The 18,521-nt window shown below is 71.4% G+C and carries 14 protein-coding genes; 9 read left to right on the top strand and 5 right to left on the bottom strand.

Annotation, left to right across the window (positions count from 1 at the left end; all coding sequences use genetic code 11):
* Positions 1-12: 12 nt before the first annotated feature.
* From ACFYXC_RS14970 to ACFYXC_RS14990, 5 genes are all read left to right on the top strand, one after another.
* On the top strand, positions 13-999 hold the full coding sequence (locus ACFYXC_RS14970; RefSeq protein ID WP_389551254.1) for a carbohydrate ABC transporter permease: 987 nt from the start codon (positions 13-15) through the stop codon (positions 997-999).
* The gene (locus ACFYXC_RS14975; RefSeq protein WP_388907023.1) at positions 996-1,859 is read left to right on the top strand and encodes a carbohydrate ABC transporter permease; all 864 of its coding nucleotides are present in this window, start codon (positions 996-998) and stop codon (positions 1,857-1,859) included. The genes ACFYXC_RS14970 and ACFYXC_RS14975 overlap by 4 nt, the downstream gene beginning before the upstream one ends.
* Positions 1,856-2,887, top strand: coding sequence for a hydroxyacid dehydrogenase (locus ACFYXC_RS14980; protein ID WP_388907020.1), 1,032 nt, complete (start codon positions 1,856-1,858; stop codon positions 2,885-2,887). Before ACFYXC_RS14975 ends, ACFYXC_RS14980 begins: the two co-directional genes overlap by 4 nt.
* Positions 2,884-4,779, top strand: a complete 1,896-nt coding sequence (locus ACFYXC_RS14985; protein ID WP_389551257.1) for a DUF2264 domain-containing protein — start codon at positions 2,884-2,886, stop codon at positions 4,777-4,779. Before ACFYXC_RS14980 ends, ACFYXC_RS14985 begins: the two co-directional genes overlap by 4 nt.
* Before the next feature lie 210 nt (positions 4,780-4,989).
* Positions 4,990-5,682, top strand: coding sequence for a hypothetical protein (locus ACFYXC_RS14990; protein WP_389551260.1), 693 nt, complete (start codon positions 4,990-4,992; stop codon positions 5,680-5,682).
* Positions 5,683-5,776: 94 nt separating this feature from the next.
* On the opposite strand, the gene ACFYXC_RS14995 is transcribed toward ACFYXC_RS14990, so the two are convergent.
* The 3 genes from ACFYXC_RS14995 to ACFYXC_RS15005 form a co-directional block, all read right to left on the bottom strand.
* Complete coding sequence (locus ACFYXC_RS14995; protein ID WP_388907013.1) at positions 5,777-6,649, bottom strand: SigB/SigF/SigG family RNA polymerase sigma factor; 873 nt, start codon at positions 6,647-6,649, stop codon at positions 5,777-5,779.
* A gap of 142 nt (positions 6,650-6,791) precedes the next feature.
* Positions 6,792-7,226, bottom strand: a complete 435-nt coding sequence (locus ACFYXC_RS15000) for a DUF2267 domain-containing protein (protein WP_388907010.1) — start codon at positions 7,224-7,226, stop codon at positions 6,792-6,794.
* A 244-nt stretch (positions 7,227-7,470) separates the two neighbouring features.
* Positions 7,471-7,905, bottom strand: coding sequence for an Hsp20/alpha crystallin family protein (locus ACFYXC_RS15005; RefSeq protein ID WP_389551264.1), 435 nt, complete (start codon positions 7,903-7,905; stop codon positions 7,471-7,473).
* A 127-nt stretch (positions 7,906-8,032) separates the two neighbouring features.
* Here ACFYXC_RS15005 and ACFYXC_RS15010 point away from each other — a divergent pair, with 127 nt between their 5' ends.
* Positions 8,033-8,704 (top strand): type III effector protein, encoded by a 672-nt coding sequence (locus tag ACFYXC_RS15010; RefSeq protein ID WP_388907005.1) that lies wholly within the window; start codon positions 8,033-8,035, stop codon positions 8,702-8,704.
* Between the two features lie 446 nt (positions 8,705-9,150).
* Positions 9,151-10,092, top strand: a complete 942-nt coding sequence (locus tag ACFYXC_RS15015) for a TauD/TfdA dioxygenase family protein (RefSeq protein WP_389551267.1) — start codon at positions 9,151-9,153, stop codon at positions 10,090-10,092.
* 61 nt (positions 10,093-10,153) lie between these two features.
* Here ACFYXC_RS15015 and ACFYXC_RS15020 read toward each other — a convergent pair whose 3' ends face one another.
* Positions 10,154-10,537, bottom strand: a complete 384-nt coding sequence (locus ACFYXC_RS15020; protein WP_388907000.1) for an AQJ64_40280 family protein — start codon at positions 10,535-10,537, stop codon at positions 10,154-10,156.
* 323 nt (positions 10,538-10,860) lie between these two features.
* On the opposite strand from ACFYXC_RS15020, the gene ACFYXC_RS15025 reads away from it, so the two are divergent.
* Both ACFYXC_RS15025 and ACFYXC_RS15030 read left to right on the top strand, forming a co-directional pair.
* Positions 10,861-12,198, top strand: a complete 1,338-nt coding sequence (locus ACFYXC_RS15025) for a methylmalonyl-CoA mutase family protein (protein ID WP_389551269.1) — start codon at positions 10,861-10,863, stop codon at positions 12,196-12,198.
* A gap of 814 nt (positions 12,199-13,012) precedes the next feature.
* Positions 13,013-15,877, top strand: a complete 2,865-nt coding sequence (locus ACFYXC_RS15030; protein WP_389551272.1) for an ATP-binding protein — start codon at positions 13,013-13,015, stop codon at positions 15,875-15,877.
* Between the two features lie 168 nt (positions 15,878-16,045).
* Here the strand turns inward: ACFYXC_RS15030 and ACFYXC_RS15035 are convergent, their stop codons facing one another.
* Positions 16,046-18,289, bottom strand: a complete 2,244-nt coding sequence (locus ACFYXC_RS15035) for an MMPL family transporter (RefSeq protein ID WP_389551275.1) — start codon at positions 18,287-18,289, stop codon at positions 16,046-16,048.
* Between the last annotated feature and the right edge of the window lie 232 nt (positions 18,290-18,521).

The raw sequence follows: 18,521 nt of genomic DNA on the forward strand, positions 1-18,521 counted from the left end.
AGGTGACACCGCATGACCACCACCGCCCAGCCCCGGGTACCGGCCGACTCGTCCCGAACCGGCACCCCGGCCCTCTCCGCCTCCGGCCGGCGCGCCCGCCGGGCCGGCACACGCCGCCGGCTCGGCGCCTGCGTCGTCCTCATGGCGCCGTTCTTCGTGCTGCTGACGACCGTCTTCCTGATCCCCGTCGGCACCGCCGTCCACCTCAGCTTCTTCAGCGACGACCAGCCCGGGCTCGGTTTCGGTCCCGAACGCACCGTCTTCGTCGGACTGCGCAGCTACGCGGCCGTCCTGACCGACCCCACGTTCCTCGGCGGGCTCGGCACGGTCGCGCTCTACTGCCTGATCTACCTCCCGCTGATGGTCGTCGGCGCGCTCGCCCTGGCCCTGCTGCTGGACTCCGGTGTGGTCCGGCTGCGGGCCTTCGCCCAGCTCGGTCTCTTCCTCCCGCACGCCGTGCCGGGCATCATCGCCGCCCTGATCTGGCTGTACCTCTACACCCCCGGCATCAGTCCGGTGATCGACCTGTTCGCCCGCGCGGACATCACGATCGACTTCCTCGGCGTGCACACCGTCGTCCCGTCCATCGTGAACATCGCCCTGTGGAGCAACCTCGGCTACAACATGGTGGTCTTCTACGCCGCGCTGCAGGCCGTACCCCGCGAGGTGATCGAGGCGTCCGTGGTCGACGGCGCCGGCCCGGTGCGGACGGCACTGCAGGTCAAGACACCGCTGGTGCGCGCCTCGATCGTCATGGTGGCGATCTTCACGCTCATCTGGGCACTGCAGCTCTTCACCGAACCGATGCTGCTCAGCCAGTCCTCCCCGATGATCAGCTCCCGCTTCTCGCCGAGCATGTACATCTACGACGCGGCCTTCACCCGGAACAACTACAGCCTGGCGGCGGCCGCCTCGGTGGTCCTGCTGGTGTGCACGATCGCGCTGTCCTACGGCGTCACCCGCTTCACCAGCCGCGCCGACGCCGAGGAGGTCCGATGAGCACCACCGACAGTTCGCTGCCCCGCCCCCGCCTGATCGGGCGGGCGACGGTCAACGTGGTCGTCGCGGTCTCGGTCCTCTACACCCTGCTGCCCGTGCTGTGGCTGGTGCTGGCCGCGACCAAGGACCGGGACGCGCTGTTCAGCAGCGACCTGCTGTCCCTCGGCGACTTCTCCCTCGTACGCAACCTCCAGGACCTGTTCGCCATGGACGGCGGGCTGTACGGCCGCTGGTACCTCAACAGCCTGCTGTACGCGGTGCTCGGCGCCGCGGTCGGCGCGCTGCTGAGCATCGCCTGCGGTTACGCCTTCGACAAGTACCGCTTCCGCCACAAGGAGAAGCTGTTCGGCCTGGTGCTCGCGGCGGTCATGGTGCCGCAGACGGTCCTCGCGCTGCCGCTGTACCTGATGGCTTCCGAGGCCGGGCTGGTCAACACCTTCTGGGCGGTGTTCATCCCGGTGCTGTTCAATCCCTTCGGTGTCTATCTCGGCCGGATCTTCAGCCGGGGATATGTGCCCGACGAGGTGCTGGAGGCCGCCCGGGTGGACGGGGCCGGCGAACTGACCACGTACGTCCGGGTCAGTCTGCGGATGCTCGGCCCCGGTCTGGTCACCGTCTTCCTCTTCCAGCTGACCGCCATCTGGAACAACTTCTTCCTGCCCATGGTGATGCTGTCCGACCAGGACCTGTATCCGGTGAGCCTCGGGCTGTACCAGTGGAACAGCTCGGCGTCCGTGTCACCCGAGTACTACCCCGTGGTGATCATGGGTTCGCTGCTCGCCGTGCTGCCGCTCATCCTCGCCTTCGTGCTGCTCCAGCGGTTCTGGCGCAGCGGACTGACCGCCGGAGCCGTCAAGTGACCTCGCACGCCCCCGGCCCCGGTTTCCGCCCCCGCGCGGCCGTGGCCATGTCCCAGGACGCCGCCGCGGCGGTCCTCGACCCGCAGTCGCTCGCCGCGTTCCGCCGCGTCTGCGACCTCGCCCCCGCACCGGTACTCGACGATCTGTCGACGCCGCGGGCACGGGCCCTGCTCACCGACGTCGATCTGCTGGTCACCGGCTGGGGCTGCCCGGCGCTGGACGAGGAGGTGCTGCGTGCGGCGCCGCGGCTGCGGGCCGTCGTGCACACCGCGGGCAGCGTGCGCGGGCACGTCACCGACGCGTGCTGGGAGCGCGGGATCGAGGTGTCCTCGGCCGCCGCGGCCAACGCCCTGCCGGTCGCCGAGTACACGCTCGCCATGATCCTGCTCGCCGGCAAGCGGGTCCTGGAACGGGCCCGCGACTACCGGACGTCACGGACCCGCGGCAACTGGCTGCGCGTCCCGCGCGGCATCGGCAACCACCGCAGCACCGTCGGCATCCTGTCGGCGTCCCTGATCGGGCGCCGGGTCGTCGAGCTGCTGCGTCCGCACGACATCGAGGTGCTGCTCCACGACCCGTACGTCAGTGACGCGGACGCCGCCGAACTCGGCGTGGCGCGTGTCGGTTTGACGGAACTGTTCGCACGCTGCGACACGGTCAGCGTGCACACCCCGCTGCTGCCCACCACCCGGGGCCTGGTCGGCCGCTCCCTGATCGACGCGATGCCGCCCGGTGCCATGCTCATCAACACCTCCCGTGGAGCCGTCGTCGACCAGGAGGCGCTCACCGACGCCGTCCTGGCGGGCCGCATCCGGGCCGTGCTGGACGTCACCGATCCCGAGGTGCTGCCGGCGGACCATCCGCTGTGGGACTGCGAGAACGCGCTGATCACCCCTCATCTGGCGGGTTCCGAGGGCAACGAGTGGCGCCGCCTGGCCGACCTCGCGCTCGCCGAGACCACCCGCTGGGCGTCCGGCGACGGCTTCCTCCACCCCGTACGACGCGAAAGGCTGGCGTTCCTGGCATGAGCATCCCCTTCGAACTCCCCCCTGAGGACCGTGCGTCGAGCCCGTGCACCGGCTTCACCCGTGCCCACTGGGAGGCGGTCGCGGACGGGCTGCTGGCCGCCGCGTGGCGCTGGAGCACTCCGGGCCGGGCCCTGCTCGACCTGCCGGGACGGCCCTCGCGGTCGGGGGTGCGCTCCGACGGTCTGGAGGGCTTCGCCCGGACGTTCCTCGCGGCGGGCTTCCGGGTCGCGGGAGCCGGTGGCGCCGATCCGCACGGCTGGCTGGAGCGCTACGCGCAAGGGCTCGCCTCGGGCACCCGCTCCCCCGGCCGTGACGACACCGAGTCCTGGCCGCTGATCCTGGACCACGACGTCCAGGGCCAGCCCATGGTCGAGTCGGCGTCCGTCGCGCTCGGTCTGCGCCTGACCGCGCCCTGGCTGTGGAAGCATCTCGACGACGGTGTCCAGGACCGGGTGGAGGAGTGGCTGCGCGGCTCGCTGCGGCACGTGCCCGCGCCGAACAACTGGTACCTCTTCCCGTACACGGTCGCCGGGTTCCTGGAGTCGGTGGGGCGCGGCGACGCCGAGACGGCCGCGGCGCGGCAGCGGGCGCTGGAACTGCTGGAGGGCTGGTACCGGGGCGGGGGCTGGTACGCCGACGGGGACGGACGTGCCTTCGACCACTACAACGGCTGGGCGCTGCACCTGTATCCGGTGCTGGACGCGCATCTCGCCGGGGACTCGGTGCTCTCCGCCCGGTACGGCGGCCGGCTGCGTGAGCACCTCGGCGGCTTCGGGCTGATGTTCGGCGCGGACGGGGCGCCGCTGCACTTCGGCCGGTCGCTCGCGTACCGCTTCGCCGCCTCCTCGGCGGTGGGCCTCGGCGCGGTGACCGGGCACACGCCGCTGGCGCCGGGCGCCTCGCGCCGGCTGGTGAGCGGAAGTCTGCGGCACTTCCTCGACCGCGGAGCCCTCACCGACGACGGTCTGCTGAGCCTCGGCTGGTACGGCCCGCACGAGACCACCCTGCAGTCGTACTCCGGGCCGGCCTCGCCCTACTGGGCGTCGAAGGCGTTCGTCGCGCTGCTGGCGCCCGCCGGCGACCCGCTGTGGACCGCGACGGAGGAGCCCGCGCCGGTGGAGGAGGCCGACCGAGTGCTGGCGCTGCCCGAGCCCGGACTGCTCGTCCAGGCGACGCGCGAGGACGGGATCGTACGGCTGCACAACCACGGCAGTGACCATGTGCGGCCGCACGAGGCGGAGTCGGCCGCCGGGGACGATCCCCACTACGGCCGGCACGCCTACTCGACGCGGACAGGACCGACCGCGGCCGGGAACGTCGCGGACAACCACCTGTCGGTCGAGGTGCGGGGCCGGCGCAGTGCGCGGCGCCGCATCCACCCGCTCGGCGCGGGACAGGGCGACGGCTGGGGCTGGGCGGCGTCGTGGCACCGGCCGGTCTTCGCCGACGGCCCCCCGATGGTGCCGGGACTGCGGGTGGAGAGCGTGACGGTGGCCCGGGGACCGTACGAACTGCGGGTGCACCGCGTGGTGGGGGCGCCCGCGGGCGCCCGTGTCACCCACACCGGATGGGCAACCGGCCCGCAGGAGCCGCTGGTCTCGACGCTGGTCGGCCTGCACGGCTGGGATCGCGAGCCGGAGACCGTCCGCGCCCCGCAGGGCACCGCGTACGTGCGCTGGGCACAGCTGCCCCGCCTCACCGGTACGACGGAGGGCACCTCCCTGCACGTGTGTCTGGCGGCCCTCACCGGCGGACCGGCCCCCGGCCGGCCGCCGGAGGCCGTCGGTCACGTGCTGGCCGACGACACCGGTGTCGAGGTGACCTGGGCGGACGACGGCAGCCGCACACGGGTGTCGTTCGCCCCGCTCCGGGTGACCCACGGGCCGGGCTGACGAGCCGGCACCGGCCACCGCCCGCACCCGGCCGCCGTCCCCGGGCCGTGCTCCCTGCGATGCTTCCGTGCGCCGGGGGATGTGGCGCGATTCCGTCCCCGGTCCGAGGGAGAGGGCGCCGTGCTGGGTATCCCTTCCGGGGACGGCAACTGCGGCGTTGGGGGGACTGGCACTGTGGCACGCCTGTCGTGGACTTCCGGCCCTCCCGGCGTGTCCCGGTCCTCCCGTGCGGGCAGGCGGCACACCGTGCGGCGGCTGCGGGCCCAGGGGCTCTACGGGCCGAGGTTCCGTGACGTCCTGCCGGGCTTCGCCGGCGCGGCCGTCATCGTGTGCGTGACGGTCGCCGGTCTCGCGGCGGGGTACCGCGCCGCCGGGATCCTCGCCCCGGTCGTCGGTGTCTGCCTGCTGGCTCTCGCCGTCGCCGTCGAGATCCGGCGCCGGCGTCCGGACGCGCGCCGTCGGCGCGGCCGCTACACTGCGGACGAACTGCGGGAACTCGACGTACAGGGGCTCGCGTTGGCCGTCGCGCGGATGTTACGGAGGGACGGCTGGCGGGTGCGGTTGCTGCCGGCCCCGGACCGGCCGCGGCTCCACGCGCGGGACTCCGCCGGCCGCCGGCTCGACGTGGCCTTCCGGCCGGTGGCGGAGCCCCTGCCCGACGAGGGCCTCCCGCATCCCCGCACACCCCGGAGCACCGCGGAGGAGAGTCTGCACCTGGTCGTGCACCGCGGCACGTTCAGGTCGCGCGACGTCCGATGGGCGCAGCGCCAGGGAGACACCCGGCTCCTCGACGGGCCCGCGCTCGAACGCTGGGCGGGGGGTGTGCGCCTGACCGAGCTGCTCGAACCGGCTCTGTGGGACGACACCGCGGCGGACCGGGGCCCGGGAGCCGACGCCGGCTGACATCCGGAACCGGTTTCCGCGGCGCCCGCCGGTGTCCCCGTACGCCGATGGGCCACTCCCTGACGGCAGTGGCCCACTTCCCGTGCGGCGGTGGTCAGTTGGTGGCCAGCAGGCCGGCGCGGAGCTTGGCCACCACGCGGCTGATCAGCCGCGACACGTGCATCTGCGAGTAGCCCAGCGCGTCGGCGATCTGCTGCTGGGTCTGCTCCTCGACGAAGCGGAGGTGCAGGAGGGTGCGTTCCCGCTCGTCGAGTTCGGCGATCAGCGGCGCCAGGGAGTGGAAGTTGTCGATGAGGTCGTAGGAGTTCTCCTCGAAGCCGATGAAGTCGGCGAGCGCGGTCTCGGAGTCGTCGTCCTGGCTCACGGCCGCGTCCAGCGAGGCGGCGTTGTAGCCGTTGGACGCCATCTGGGCCTGGGCGACCTCGGCGGGCTCCAGCTGCATCAGTTCCGCGAGCTCCGCGGTGGAGGGGGAACGGCCCAGCCGGGTGCGCAGCTCCTCGGTGGCCTTCGACAGCTCCAGACGCGCCTGCTGCAGCCGGCGCGGCACGTGCACGGCCCAGGTGGTGTCGCGGAAGAACCGCTTGATCTCACCGGTGATGTACGGGACGGCGAAGGAGGTGAACTCGACCTCGCGGGACAGTTCGAACCGGTCGATCGCCTTGATCAGGCCGATGGTGCCGACCTGGACGATGTCCTCCATCTCCTGCGGGCCGCGGTGCTTGAACCGGGAGGCCGCGTACTGCACGAGGGAGAGGTTCATCTCGATCAGGCAGTTGCGCACGTACTGGTACTCGCGCGTGCCCTCCTCAAGTTGGGTGAGGCGGTCGAAGAACCATCTGCCCACCTCACGGGCGTCCCTGGGCGCGACGGACGAGGGGTCCGTGTACGCGCGCTCGACGAGGTCCTGATCGACCGGAGGGGTCTGGACGGTGGCCCTCGTCTGATCCTGCGCCGTCACCGTGATCATGTGGTCTTGCTCCTTGTGCGTCGAGCCGTGGCTGCCGGTGGTGTTCCGCCCGCGCGTACCCGGGAAGCACCCGCGTACGCCTGCGGCCCGCACCCGAATATTGCTGCACGACAAGACTTCGGCGCGGGCCGCCGGCCGGGGGTCAGGCGGCCTGGATGAGTTCCGCCCGTCCGAACAGAAGTGCGTAGCCGGAGGGGAGTTGGGCGAGGACGCGGTCCAGGAGGGCGGGGCCGGCGAGGCGTCCTACCACGGTGAGGACGGCTCCGGTGTCCCAGCGTGCGGTGGCGGGCGTGCCGCCCGTGCGGGTGGCCAGGTCCTTGACGAAGCCCCAGCCCGTCAGGGACTCGGCGCCGGCGTGCCGGCCGGTGAGGGCGCGGGCGGCCTCGGCGGGCAGGCAGGCGGCGAGTTCGCGCCGCTCGTCGCCGGTCAGTTGACGGCCCAGCGCCGTCAGCACGGCACGGGTGACCTCCTCGGCCCGCTCCCGGGTGGGATAGGCGCCCTCGTACCGGATCCGTTCCAGCATCTGGTCGTAGGTCATGCCCACCCGGGTGGATGCCTGTGCACGCAGAGGAAGCATCGGAGAATGGTGCCTTTCTCGCCCGTCCGGGCGTTGTGCCATGGGGGGTGGCCGACCGGAGGGGCGGGGGTCGGCCCTGTCGATGTGTGTACGTGCGGCCCGCTCGGGCCCTAGAGAAGCAAGCCTGCCCGGCCTCCTGGGCAGTGGTGTGGCCGCCCGCCCGCCCTGCCGCGAGTGGTGGCCACGCCCCGGAGGTCGCATGGCCACCACTTCTCGTCCGCCGGGCCGGCCGGGGGTGGGCTCCTCAGTCGCGGATCTGCTTGCGCTCGGTCCCCGCGCCGATGGTCACCTTGCGGGGCTTGGCACGCTCGGTGATCGGGATGCGCAGGGTCAGCACCCCTGCTTCGTAGTCGGCGGTGATGCGTTCGGTGTCCAGGGTGTCCGCCAGCACCAGCTGGCGCGTGAAGACGCCCAGGGGCCGCTCGGAGAGCTCCATCTGCACGTCGTCGGTCGCCACGACGGGACGGCGCTCGGCCTTGACGGTGAGCATGTTCCGCTCGACGTCGATATCGACCGCGTCCTTCGCGACACCGGGCAGGTCGAAGGCGATCACGTACTCCTCGCCCTCCCGGTAGGCGTCCATCGGCATCGCCGAGGGCCTGGACCAGGTGCCCGACGCTCCCGTCAGCTGCTGGGCGAGCCGGTCGAGTTCGCGGAACGGGTCAGTGCGCATCAACATCGCGAAAACACCTCCACAGGTCTGGCAGGAACTGCCAATGCGCTTCGTCTGACACCGTTGTAGCATGTCATCCAAGCGATGACAAATGAAATGTCATCCAAAGGATGACAAGCTCCAGAGGATCTCCATGCACCCTTCTTCCGCACCTGGTGACCCCGCGTCGCTCCCGGCCGCCACCGCGGCACTCGTGGCCATCGACGAAGCCGTCCGCAGCGCCCAGACCGCGCAGCCCGAGACACATCCGCAGGACGGACGGGCCAGGGCCGACGAGGCCCTCGCCGCGCTTCTGCTCCTGCGGGAACTGCGCGACCGGCTCGCCGGCTGGGAACCCGGACTGATCGAGGCTGCCCGGGCCGCCGGTTCGAGTTGGGCGGACCTCGCCCATCCGCTGGGCGTGGCCAGCCGCCAGGCGGCCGAGCGCCGTTATCTGCGCGTACGCCCCGGGACACCGGGCACCACCGGCGAGCAACGCGTCCGGGCGGCCCGGGACGACCGCGCCGCCGACCGCAGCGTCACCGCCTGGGCCCGGACCAACGCCGTCGAACTGCGCCAGCTCGCCGGGCAGATCACGGCCCTCACCGACCTACCCGCCCGCGCGCACGCACCTGTGGCCCGGCTAGCCGACGCCCTCGCCGACAGCGACGCCGCACGTCTCATCGGCCCGCTGACGGAGGCCCGCACCCACCTGGAGGCCGGCCACCCCGACCTCGCCGACCGCATCGACACCATCGCGGACAGCACCTCACGGCTCCGCCGGGCCCGCGGGGACAACCGCGGTCCCACCGGCCCGGCCACGTGAGAACGGGAGCCGCGGTGGAGGTCCAGGACGTGCCGTCATGTCCGTCACGTCCGACAGGGGCCGTTGACACGGCCGAGGCGGGCCTTCCACAATCGCATCATGACGGAACACCGGTTCGACGCGACGACGTGGTCTCTGTGCGTCCCGGACCGGACCGGGTGTGAACGCTCCGGGCTCTAGCCCGGCCTCCGCCGAGCCGTGACGCCCGGCGTGCCGCGGTCCAGCCGTGCCGGTCGTCCACCCGGCGGCCGGGGAGACCCGGACACCCTCCCCCGCTCTTGCCGGCCGAACGGCCTGGAGGCGGCTGATCCGTCCGCTCCCGTCCCCCGGATCCGTTCCGGTCCACCGGACCCGCACGTTCGCGGCGCCACCCAGGAACACACGTCTCGTGTCGTCCGCTGTCGACCGCCATCAGGCCCTGCTGAACGTGAACGAGGAGAAGACTCATGACGGTGACCGTCCCCCGGACCGGCACGCCGACGCTGCGCGAAGCACGCGTGCCACAGGGCGGGATCCACGAGGGCGTCCGGGAGTTGCGGCGGCTGCCCGAGGGATGGCGGCCACAGCCCTACGACCTCTTCGAACTCGTCCCGCAGGGATGCACCATCGGAGCCGAGATCAGGGGCGTCGACCTCTCGGGCCCCCTCGCCCCCGGCCTGCGCGAGGAGCTCAACCGGGCTCTGCTGGAGTGGAAGGTGCTCTTCTTCCGCGCCCAGCACCTCACGTCCGCGCAGCAGAGCGCCTTCGCCCGCAACTGGGGTGAACTGGAGACCAATCCGCTGCTCGCCCGCGGCTCCACCGCCGACGTGGTGCGCTTCGACAAGGGCGCCGGAGCCACCCCGACCTTCGAGAACGTGTGGCACGCGGACGTCACCTTCCGTGAACGGCCCGCGCTCGGTGCCGTGCTCCAGCTGCGCGAGGTGCCGCCCTTCGGCGGAGACACCATGTGGGCGGACATGGCCGTCGCGTACGACAACCTCTCGCAGGAGGTGAAGGGCCGCATCGACGGCGCCACCGCCGTGCACGACTTCATCCCCGGCTTCGCACGCTTCTACGCGCCCGAGCGGCTCGCCCCGTTCCAGGACACCTTCCCGCCCGTGGAGCACCCGGTCGTACGCACGCACCCGGAGACGGGCCGGCCCCTGTTGTTCGTCAACACCTCCTTCACGACCCGCATCACGGGCCTGCCTCGCGAGGAGAGCGACGAGCTGCTGCGCCATCTCGTCCAGCAGGCGCATGTCCCGGAGTACCAGGTGCGCTTCCGCTGGCAGCCGGGAGACATCGCGTTCTGGGACAACCGTGCCACCCAGCACTACGCGGTGAACGACTACGGCGCGCACCGCCGGGTGGCGGAACGCGTCGCCATCGCCGGGGACCGCCCGTACTGACCGGCCCCCGGCGGCGTCCGGTCGCTCGGGCGCTCCGCACGGTGGCCGGGCGCGCCGGGTGTCAGGCGCCGGGACCCGCGCCCCACGCGTTCTCCAGGGCGGCCCGCACGTCTTCTCCGAGAACACCGTGCGTCGTGGCGCCCGGCAGGGTGGGGAGTGCGGCCCAGTGCGTCACGGTCTCGGCTCCGGGGTGGCCGTAGGGCAGCCGGACGACTCCGTCGGAGTCGACGAAGCAGTCCGCGTACTCCGTCCCGTCCTCGCTCCAGTGCTGGGTCGTGAAGTACATCGGTCTCACCAGCCAGAACTCCTCACCCGAAGCGGTACCGGACCCGGTGGCACCGTCGGCCGGATACCGGCCCGTGATCGCCGCCGCCACCGGCGTACCGCTGCGGGGCAGGCGCTCCCGCGCGTCGCTCCACGTCACCTCGGTGTTCAGATTCATCATCCCTGCCTTCGTGTGCCCGACACCCGACAAGACCGTCCCGCGCTCCTGCGGGTTGCCTGTGGGTGCCGGCCGACGGCGGCGGACAACCCCTGCCGACCCCTGGTGGGACGACCCGGTGCCCTATGTCCTGCGGGGAGATCGCGTGCGGGCCCACGAGGCATTGACACCCGTACGATCACCTCTTCATCCTGATCCTCGACCGGGCGACCACCGGTACGGACACACCACCGCCCCGCTGTGCCGCGGCGGCGGACGCGAAGCGTGTCGCACCCATTCCATGACTACGGACCTGCCGGTCCGGGCTGTGCCGGAAGGAGCCCTGCGTGCTGCGCGGATCACCGTCCGGCCTGGCCGTGGAGTCCAACGCCCGCTACCGCCGGCAGATCGCGCACGGCACGACGGGTCTGTCGGTCACCTTCGACCTGCCCACCCGCAGGGGGGACGACTCCGACGCGCCGACCGCCTCGGGCGAGGTCGGCAGGGCGGGCGTGGCCGTCGACTCCCTGGACGACATGCGGGTGCTGTTCGGCGGGATCCCGCTGGGCACGGTGACCACGGCACTGACGGTCAACGCGCCGGCCGCTCCGCTGCTGCTGATGTACCAGCTGGTGGGTGAGGAACAGGGCGTGCCGGCCGACCGGTTGACCGGTTCGGTGCAGAGCGACGTGCTCGAGGAGTACCTCGCCCGGGGCACCCACATCTTTCCGCCCGGGCCCTCGGCGCGGCTGACCGCGGACCTGTTCAGGTACTGCCGGGCCGAGCTCCCGAACTGGGACCCCCTCTGCGTCTCGGGCCGCCGGCTGGCCGAGGCGGGTGCCTCCCCGGCACAGGAGATCGCCTTCGTGCTGGCCGACGGCATCGCGTACGTGCGGACCGCGGTGGCGGCGGGGATCGGTGTGGACGACTTCGCACCGCGGCTGTCGTTCTCCTTCGGGGCGCGCGCCGGCGGCACGGAGGAGGTCGCCACGTTCCAAGCGGCGCGGCGGATCTGGGCGCGGGTGCTGCGTACGGAGTTCGGGGCGGCGGACCCCGAGTCGCAGGCGCTGCGTCTCCACACGCGGACGGCCAGGACGCGGGCGGCCGTCCGGCGGCCCGGAGCGGACCCGGTGCGGGTGGGCGGGCGGGGCGCGGCGCCGCGCATCCGGCGGATGCGGGCCGGCGCACAGGACACGACGGCCGTGGCCGATCCGTTCGCCGGGTCCGACGAGGTGGAGTGGCTGACCGCCGGCATCGAGGCGTCGGCCCTGGAGCTGATGGCCGAGGTCGAGGAGCTGGGCGGGGCCGTCAGCGCCATCGGGCACGGCTTCCAGAAGGACCGGATCGAGCGCTCGGCGTGCCGCGTCCCCCAGGGGGCCGACGTCGGCGAACGCGTGCTGGTCGGCGTCGGCCGCGGCCGGCCCGACGCGGAAGGACCCGGCGAACCGCCGCGGATGGATCCCGCCACCGAGCCCCGGCAGGCCGAACGCATAGCGAAGGTGCGTGCCTGGCGCTGTCACGAACGGGTGGGCGCGGCACTCTCGGGGATGCGGACGGCGGCCGCGGGCACCGGCAACGTGCTGTACCCGATGAAGGACGCCCTCGCCGCCGGCGCGACGGTCGGCGAGGTCTGCGACGCCCTGCGTGAGGTATGGGGCGCCCGCATCCCGCACGCCGGTTTCTGACGGCGCGCGCACTCGATTCCGGCGGGTCCGGCGATCCGTGGGGTCCTTCCGTCGTGACCCTTCGACCGCAATTGTGTTACTCCGCGGTAAGATCGACGTGAACGTTCGACATCGGACCGCGGACTCCCCCCGGCCGGTGTGGAAAAACCGGCAATTCTGAAACCGGTGAAAGCGCTCGCCATCAGATGCGACGAGCATCACACATCCCTCCGTTTTTTGTTGAATGGTGTTCTGCTTTTCTCCTGACGGCCCTCCCTGCGACGCACGGACGTGGGGGACCCAGGAGCCCGCCGGACCGGACCGAAGAAATGCGGCTGCAAAGTCGATCATGCGGGCGGCGCGGGGAACGCGGCGCCCGCCGGCCACGCACGGCCACGAAACCTCTGGCCGAGCCGCCTTTCCCGCCGTCGTACGGCCGCGCTTTGCCCAAGAACCGGGAAGACAGCGACCGCTAACACCACCCCGTCGACGACCGGCCCGCGGAGGACCGCCGTCCGAAAACCGGAAAGTAGCCTTCCCCTTCACGTTCGACTTCAAGCGGCAAAAAGAAGACAACGGAACGCCGTCTATAGGCTGTTTTTCGGAGAGATCCAGCCACGCGCTAGCATCCGATGTCAGGACCATTCGCGTCGCGCCACCGGCAAAAGCACTGTTCAGAGCAGTAAAAGCCGCGCACGAGGCGATCCATGACCCCTTGCGGCGCGCCAAATATGTCGGCGCTGGACATTGCCCGAATGAATGTCACAAACTTGCAGCGCTTCCGTCTCCTACCACGTCGGAGACGGGCTGGCTCCATGCTCGAAGATTGACAGGGGTGTTCCAAGCAGTGTTACGGGAGCGCAGCAAAATACTTGAACAGCTGGACGATCTACTGATCCAGTCCTCGCGTGGCAGCGGTGTCATCGCCACCATCAGCGGCTCGACCGCGGTCGGCAAGACAACGTTGTTCCACGCCCTGACGGAACGGGCCACCTCGGCGGGCGCCATGGTGCTCAGCGTCGTCAGCTCGCCCGACGAGCGCCATGTTCCCTACAGCGCACTCGCCCAGCTCATGCATTCCATCAACGCCCACTCACCCGGCGGGGAGGCCCCGCACGGCGGGGCCGCGAGCACCGCCCGTCGCGGCAGACCGACCGGCCTGACCATCGTGCCCACTCCGCCCCAGACCGCGGACGATCCACTGACCGTCGCCCGGCAGACGCACCGGATCGTCGCCCAGCTCTCGGCCCGGCGGCCGGTGTTGATCGCGGTGGACGACATCCAGCACACCGACCCGGAGACCCTCTCCTGCCTGCGTTACCTCGCTCAGCGCCTGAGCCAGCTGCCACTGGCGCTGGTGTTCACGCACGGCATCTCCGTCGACGAACCGCCGCCTCCCGTCCTGCACGACCTGCTGTACCGGACGAGCGCGCGGCACTTCCACCTGGAACCGTTCTCGCCGCTGGGGATCAGGGAACTGGTGGCGAGCCGGCTCCCGGCCCTCCCCTCGAACCGGATGATCCTCGAGATCCACCGGCTCAGCGGGGGAAACCCCCTGCTCGCCGAGGGACTCATCGAGGAGTACCGGCAGCAGGCCGCCGCCGAAGCCGCGGCGGAGCCGGCGCCCGCCGAGGACGAAGGCTTGGACGCCTGGCCGGTCCGGGAGGAGGAACTGTCGACCGGCCCCGTCTTCCACCAGGCGATCCTCGCCTACCTGCACCGGCTCGGACCACGCGCGATCCGGCTGGCCCAGTGCCTCGCCCTGCTGGACGAGGAGGCGACCCCCGTCCTGCTGAGCCGGCTGAGCGGCATCGACACGGAGCTGCTCAAGCGGTACACCCGGTTGTTCGACGGCATCGGCGCGCTGGACGGGTCCCGGCTGCGGCAGGCGGGCGTACGGCAGGCGGTCATCGGTGAGATGCCGCACGACCGGGTGACGCACCTGCGGTACCGCGCCGCCCGTCTGCTGTACGACAACGGGGCACCGCCGCAGTCGGTCGCCGTGCACCTCATCGGCATCGGCCCGCTGTACGAGGAATGGGTGCTGCCCGTGCTGCGTGCGGCCGCCGCCCAGTCCCTGGAGGACGGCGCGCTGCCGCAGGCCATCCGGTACCTGGAGCTGGCCCGCGAATGCTCCGCGGACGAGACACAGCGGCTGTCCGTGAAGTCGCAGTACGCCTACGGGCAGTGGCAGCTCAACCCGGCCGACTCCGCCCTGCACTTCCTCGGCCTCAAGGACTCCATACTCGAAGGGAAACTGACGGGCGACGAGGCGTGGTGGATCGCCGAGGGCATGCTGTTCCACCTCAGCTTCGACGAGGCGGTGGACGTCGTCGACCACCTCAACGACAGCGACGAGGAGACGGCGACCGCGCTGCACAGCACGCGGATGCTGATGGTCTCGGAGGTCCCGGGGGTGCTGGACCGGCTGAGCCGTCCGCTGCTGGCCACCACCGCCCCGGCGACCTCCCACTCCGAACTGCGGGCCAGACACGCCCTCGCCCTCGTCCTGGAGCGAGGGGCCGACGAATACGCCATAGCCCTGGCCGACCAGGTGTTCCAGGGCACCAGCGACCGGCCGACCTCGAAGCTCAGCGGGCTGCCGAAGGCGCTGCTGGCGCTGTGCTACGCGGATCGGATCGACGCCGCCGACAAGTGGTACGAGCTCCTCGCCGCCGACGCCGGGAACTCCGACGCCCCCGGCTGGCGGGCCCAGGGCGAGTGTGTCGGCGCGCTCATCGCGCTGCGGCGCGGACGGCTGGCCGACGCCGTGCGCAGGGCGGAGACCGCCTACGCCCGCCTGTCCGGGCCGAAGTGGAACGTCAGCAGCGCGCTGGCGCTGGCCATACTCATAGAGGCCCACACCGCCAGAGGCGACCACGCGGCCGCGGCCTCTTACCTGGTGCCCGAGCCGCCGCCCGCGCTGTTCCTCACCCGCGCGGGGCTGCACTACCTGTACGCGCGGGGCCGCCATCACCTCGCGACCGGCAACACGTACCTGGCGCTCACCGACTTCCAGGAGTGCGGGCTGCTGATGCGGCGCTGGAACATCGACACACCCGCCCTGGCGCCCTGGCGGCTGGGCGAGGCCGAGGCGTGGCTGCGGCTGGGTGAGAAGGAGCGGGCGGCCCGGCTCGTCGAGGAGCAGCTCGCGAGACCGGACACCGGGCTCACGCGCTCGCGCGGGATGGCCCTGCACGCACTGGCCCTGACGCAGGCGACAGCGAAGCAACTGCCCGTCCTGCGGGAGGCGTTCCGGCTGTTGGAAGGCTGCGGCGCACGGTACGAGGCCGCCGCCGTCCTGGCCGATCTGAGCCGCGCCTACCAGCGGCTCGGTGACAAGCGGGCCCGGCCGACCGCGCGGCGGGCCTGGCGGCTCGCCAAGGCGTGCCAGGCCGAGTCGCTGTGCCAGTCGCTGCTGCCGACGTCCGCACCGCAGAAGGTCGCCGCACGAGGGAGCGGGGGTTCCCGTGAGGGCGACCGGGCGGGCCAGGACGGCTTCGACGGGCTCAGTGAGTCCGAGCGGCGGGTCGCCGTGCTCGCCACCCAGGGGTACGCCAACCGTGAGATCGCCGAGAAGCTGTTCATCACCGTCAGTACCGTCGAACAGCATCTGACCCGCGTCTACCGCAAGCTGGGCGTCAGAAACCGTGAGCAGCTCCTGCAGTCGGCTCCCGCCGTCAGCTACGAGTCCGCCTGACCCCCGGGTCCGTCGTCACGAAGTCCGCCCGGCCCGTCACCGACGGGCCGGGCGGACTTCGCTGCGCTGCGTCCTGCCCGCTGCCGCGCACCTGGGCGCGCCGCGTCTCCCTACCTCGATCGCCGGACGGACCCGTGAGGTCCGTCCGGCGATCGGCACGACGACGGGTCAGACCTGCGCCATCCCCCTGTTCCAGTCCTGGCCGGCGTCCGGGCCGGAATCCGAGTGGTGCGCATCCCTGTCGAGGGTCGCCCGAAGACGCTCGCCCTCCACGTCCACGTGGGGCAGCATCCGGTCGAGCCAGCGCGGCAGCCACCACGCCTTGTCCCCGAGCAGTGCGAGCACCGCGGGCACGATGGCCATCCGGACGACGAAGGCGTCGAAGAGGACCGAGACGGCCAGCGAGAAGCCGATCAGCTTGATCATCGCCTGGGTGGAGCCGGAGAAGACCGCGAAGACCGCGAAGACCGCCGTCATGATGACCGCGGCCGCGGTGACGACGCGCGCGCTGTGCCGGAAGCCGCTGACGATCGCCTGCTGCGGCTGCTCCCCGTGGATGTACGCCTCACGCATCCGGGTGACCAGGAAGACCTCGTAGTCCATGGCCAGGCCGAAGACCGTACCCACCATGAAGATCGGCACCATCGACATGATCGGACCGGTCTGCTCGACGCCCAGGACGTCCGCGAGCCAGCCCCACTGGAAGACCGCGACCACCGCGCCGAGCGCGGCGACGATCGAGAGGAGGAACCCGAAGGCGGCCTTGAGGGGGACCAGGACCGACCGGAAGATGAGCATCAGCAGCAGGAACGCCAGACCCACGACGACCGCGAGGTAGGGCACCAGCGCGTCGTTCATCTTCTCGGAGAAGTCGGTGTTCAGCGCGGTCTGACCGGTGACCAGTACCCGCACGTCGTTGTCCGCGGCGACCTTGCCGCCCGCGTCACGGACGGCGTGGACCAGGTCCTCCGTCTCGATCGACGAGGGGCGGTCCTTCGGGACTGCCGTGATCATCGCGGTGTCGCCGGACTCGTTGAAGAGCGGGGGCGTGACGGCGACGACGTCCTTCACGTTCTTCACCGCGTCGGCGACCTGACCGGCCGTCTGCTGGGCGTTGTCGCTGCCCTTGGTGTCCACGACGACCACCAGCGGGCCGTTGAAGCCGGGCCCGAAGGCGTCGGAGATCATGTCGTACGCCTTGCGCTGGGTCGTGCTGGTGGGCTGCGAGCCGTTGTCGGGCAGGCCCATCTCCAGCGAGGCCGCCGGGACGGCGACGACACCGAGGCCGACGATCCCCACGAGGACCACGGCGACGGGGCGGCGCAGGACGAACTGGGCCCAGCGGGCGCCCATGTTGGGCTTGCCGGTGGTCGAGAGCCGCTCGAGCTGCTTCGCGCGGCCCTTCTCGCTCAGCACGCGCCTGCCCGCGAACCCCATGGCGGCCGGCACGAGCGTGAGCGCGACGAGGACGGCGATGGTGACCGTGCCGGCTGCGGCGAGGCCCATCTTGGTGAGCATCGGGATGTTGACGACGGAGAGTCCGACGAGCGCGATGACGACGGTGAGCCCCGCGAAGAACACGGCGGATCCGGCCGTCCCGGCCGCACGGCCGATGGCTTCCTCCGGGTCGTGCCCGTTCGCCATCTCCGCCCGGTGGCGGGAGACGATGATCAGGGCGTAGTCGATGCCGACGGCGAGGCCGATCATGATCGCGAGAACGCTGGTGGTGGGGTCGAAGTCCATCACGCCGGCCAGGGCGGCGATGACCGAGACACTGATCCCGACGCCGATCAGCGCGGTGAGCAGCGAGAGACCCGCCGCGATCATGGAGCCGAAGGTGATGACGAGCACGATCGCGGCCAGGCCGATACCGATGGACTCGGTGACGCCGCCGCCCGGGACCGTCTGGATGGCGTCACCGCCGATCTCGACCGTCAGCCCGGTGTCCCGCGCGTCGGCCGCGATGTCCTTCAGCGACGTGACCGTGTCGTCGGTCAGCTCCAGCGAGGTGACCTTGTAGGAGACCGGGATGTAGGCCGTCGAACCGTCCGCGGAGACGGCGTTGCTCGTGTACGGGTCCGGGACCTGTCCGACCTGGTCCGAACCGGCGGGCAGCGCGTCCATGAGCTTCTTGACCGTGGCCCGGTTCTCGGGCGAGGTGATCTTCTCGCCCTTCGGCGCCTCGAAGACGATCCGGGCGGTCGCCCCGTCGACGCTGCTGCCGGGGAAGCGCTCGTCGATCAGGTCGAACGCCTTCTGCGCCTCCGTGCCCGGAATGGCGAAGCTGGATCCCGCGCTGGACGCGGACGCGGCACCGACGCCGGAGAGAACCAGCAGCACCACCCACATGAGAGCAACGTAGATACGGCGCCGGAACGCCAATCGTCCTAGTTTGTAGAGAAACGTGGCCACGAGATGTACTCCCGGTCTGGGGGTGGATCAGGTCATGAGAAACGGGCTCGGTCGCGTTGCCGCGCCGTGCCATGGGGGCAGATCGGCCGTCGATCGGACGGGTGGCGGCGCCGCGTGCCGTCCGCCGATGTCACGGGATCATGGACACTTGTCATGCCACGAGTAGGAAGTTACGCACCGTCGGGCGATCGCACACTGGGTGTATGACCCAGGTCTGGGGTGTTGCTGGGTA

It is taken from the genome of Streptomyces sp. NPDC002701, from assembly GCF_042889045.1.
Classification (GTDB): domain Bacteria; phylum Actinomycetota; class Actinomycetes; order Streptomycetales; family Streptomycetaceae; genus Streptomyces.

What these genes read in the sequence shown, in the direction of transcription:
- ACFYXC_RS14985 (WP_389551257.1), top strand. Translation starts at nt 2,884, where the DNA reads ATGAGCATCCCCTTCGAACTCCCCCCTGAGGACCGTGCGTCGAGCCCG.
- ACFYXC_RS14970 (WP_389551254.1), top strand. Translation starts at nt 13, where the DNA reads ATGACCACCACCGCCCAGCCCCGGGTACCGGCCGACTCGTCCCGAACC.
- ACFYXC_RS14995 (WP_388907013.1), bottom strand. Translation starts at nt 6,649, where the DNA reads ATGATCACGGTGACGGCGCAGGATCAGACGAGGGCCACCGTCCAGACC.
- ACFYXC_RS15015 (WP_389551267.1), top strand. Translation starts at nt 9,151, where the DNA reads ATGACGGTGACCGTCCCCCGGACCGGCACGCCGACGCTGCGCGAAGCA.
- ACFYXC_RS15000 (WP_388907010.1), bottom strand. Translation starts at nt 7,226, where the DNA reads ATGCTTCCTCTGCGTGCACAGGCATCCACCCGGGTGGGCATGACCTAC.
- ACFYXC_RS15020 (WP_388907000.1), bottom strand. Translation starts at nt 10,537, where the DNA reads ATGATGAATCTGAACACCGAGGTGACGTGGAGCGACGCGCGGGAGCGC.
- ACFYXC_RS14975 (WP_388907023.1), top strand. Translation starts at nt 996, where the DNA reads ATGAGCACCACCGACAGTTCGCTGCCCCGCCCCCGCCTGATCGGGCGG.
- ACFYXC_RS15005 (WP_389551264.1), bottom strand. Translation starts at nt 7,905, where the DNA reads ATGTTGATGCGCACTGACCCGTTCCGCGAACTCGACCGGCTCGCCCAG.
- ACFYXC_RS15010 (WP_388907005.1), top strand. Translation starts at nt 8,033, where the DNA reads ATGCACCCTTCTTCCGCACCTGGTGACCCCGCGTCGCTCCCGGCCGCC.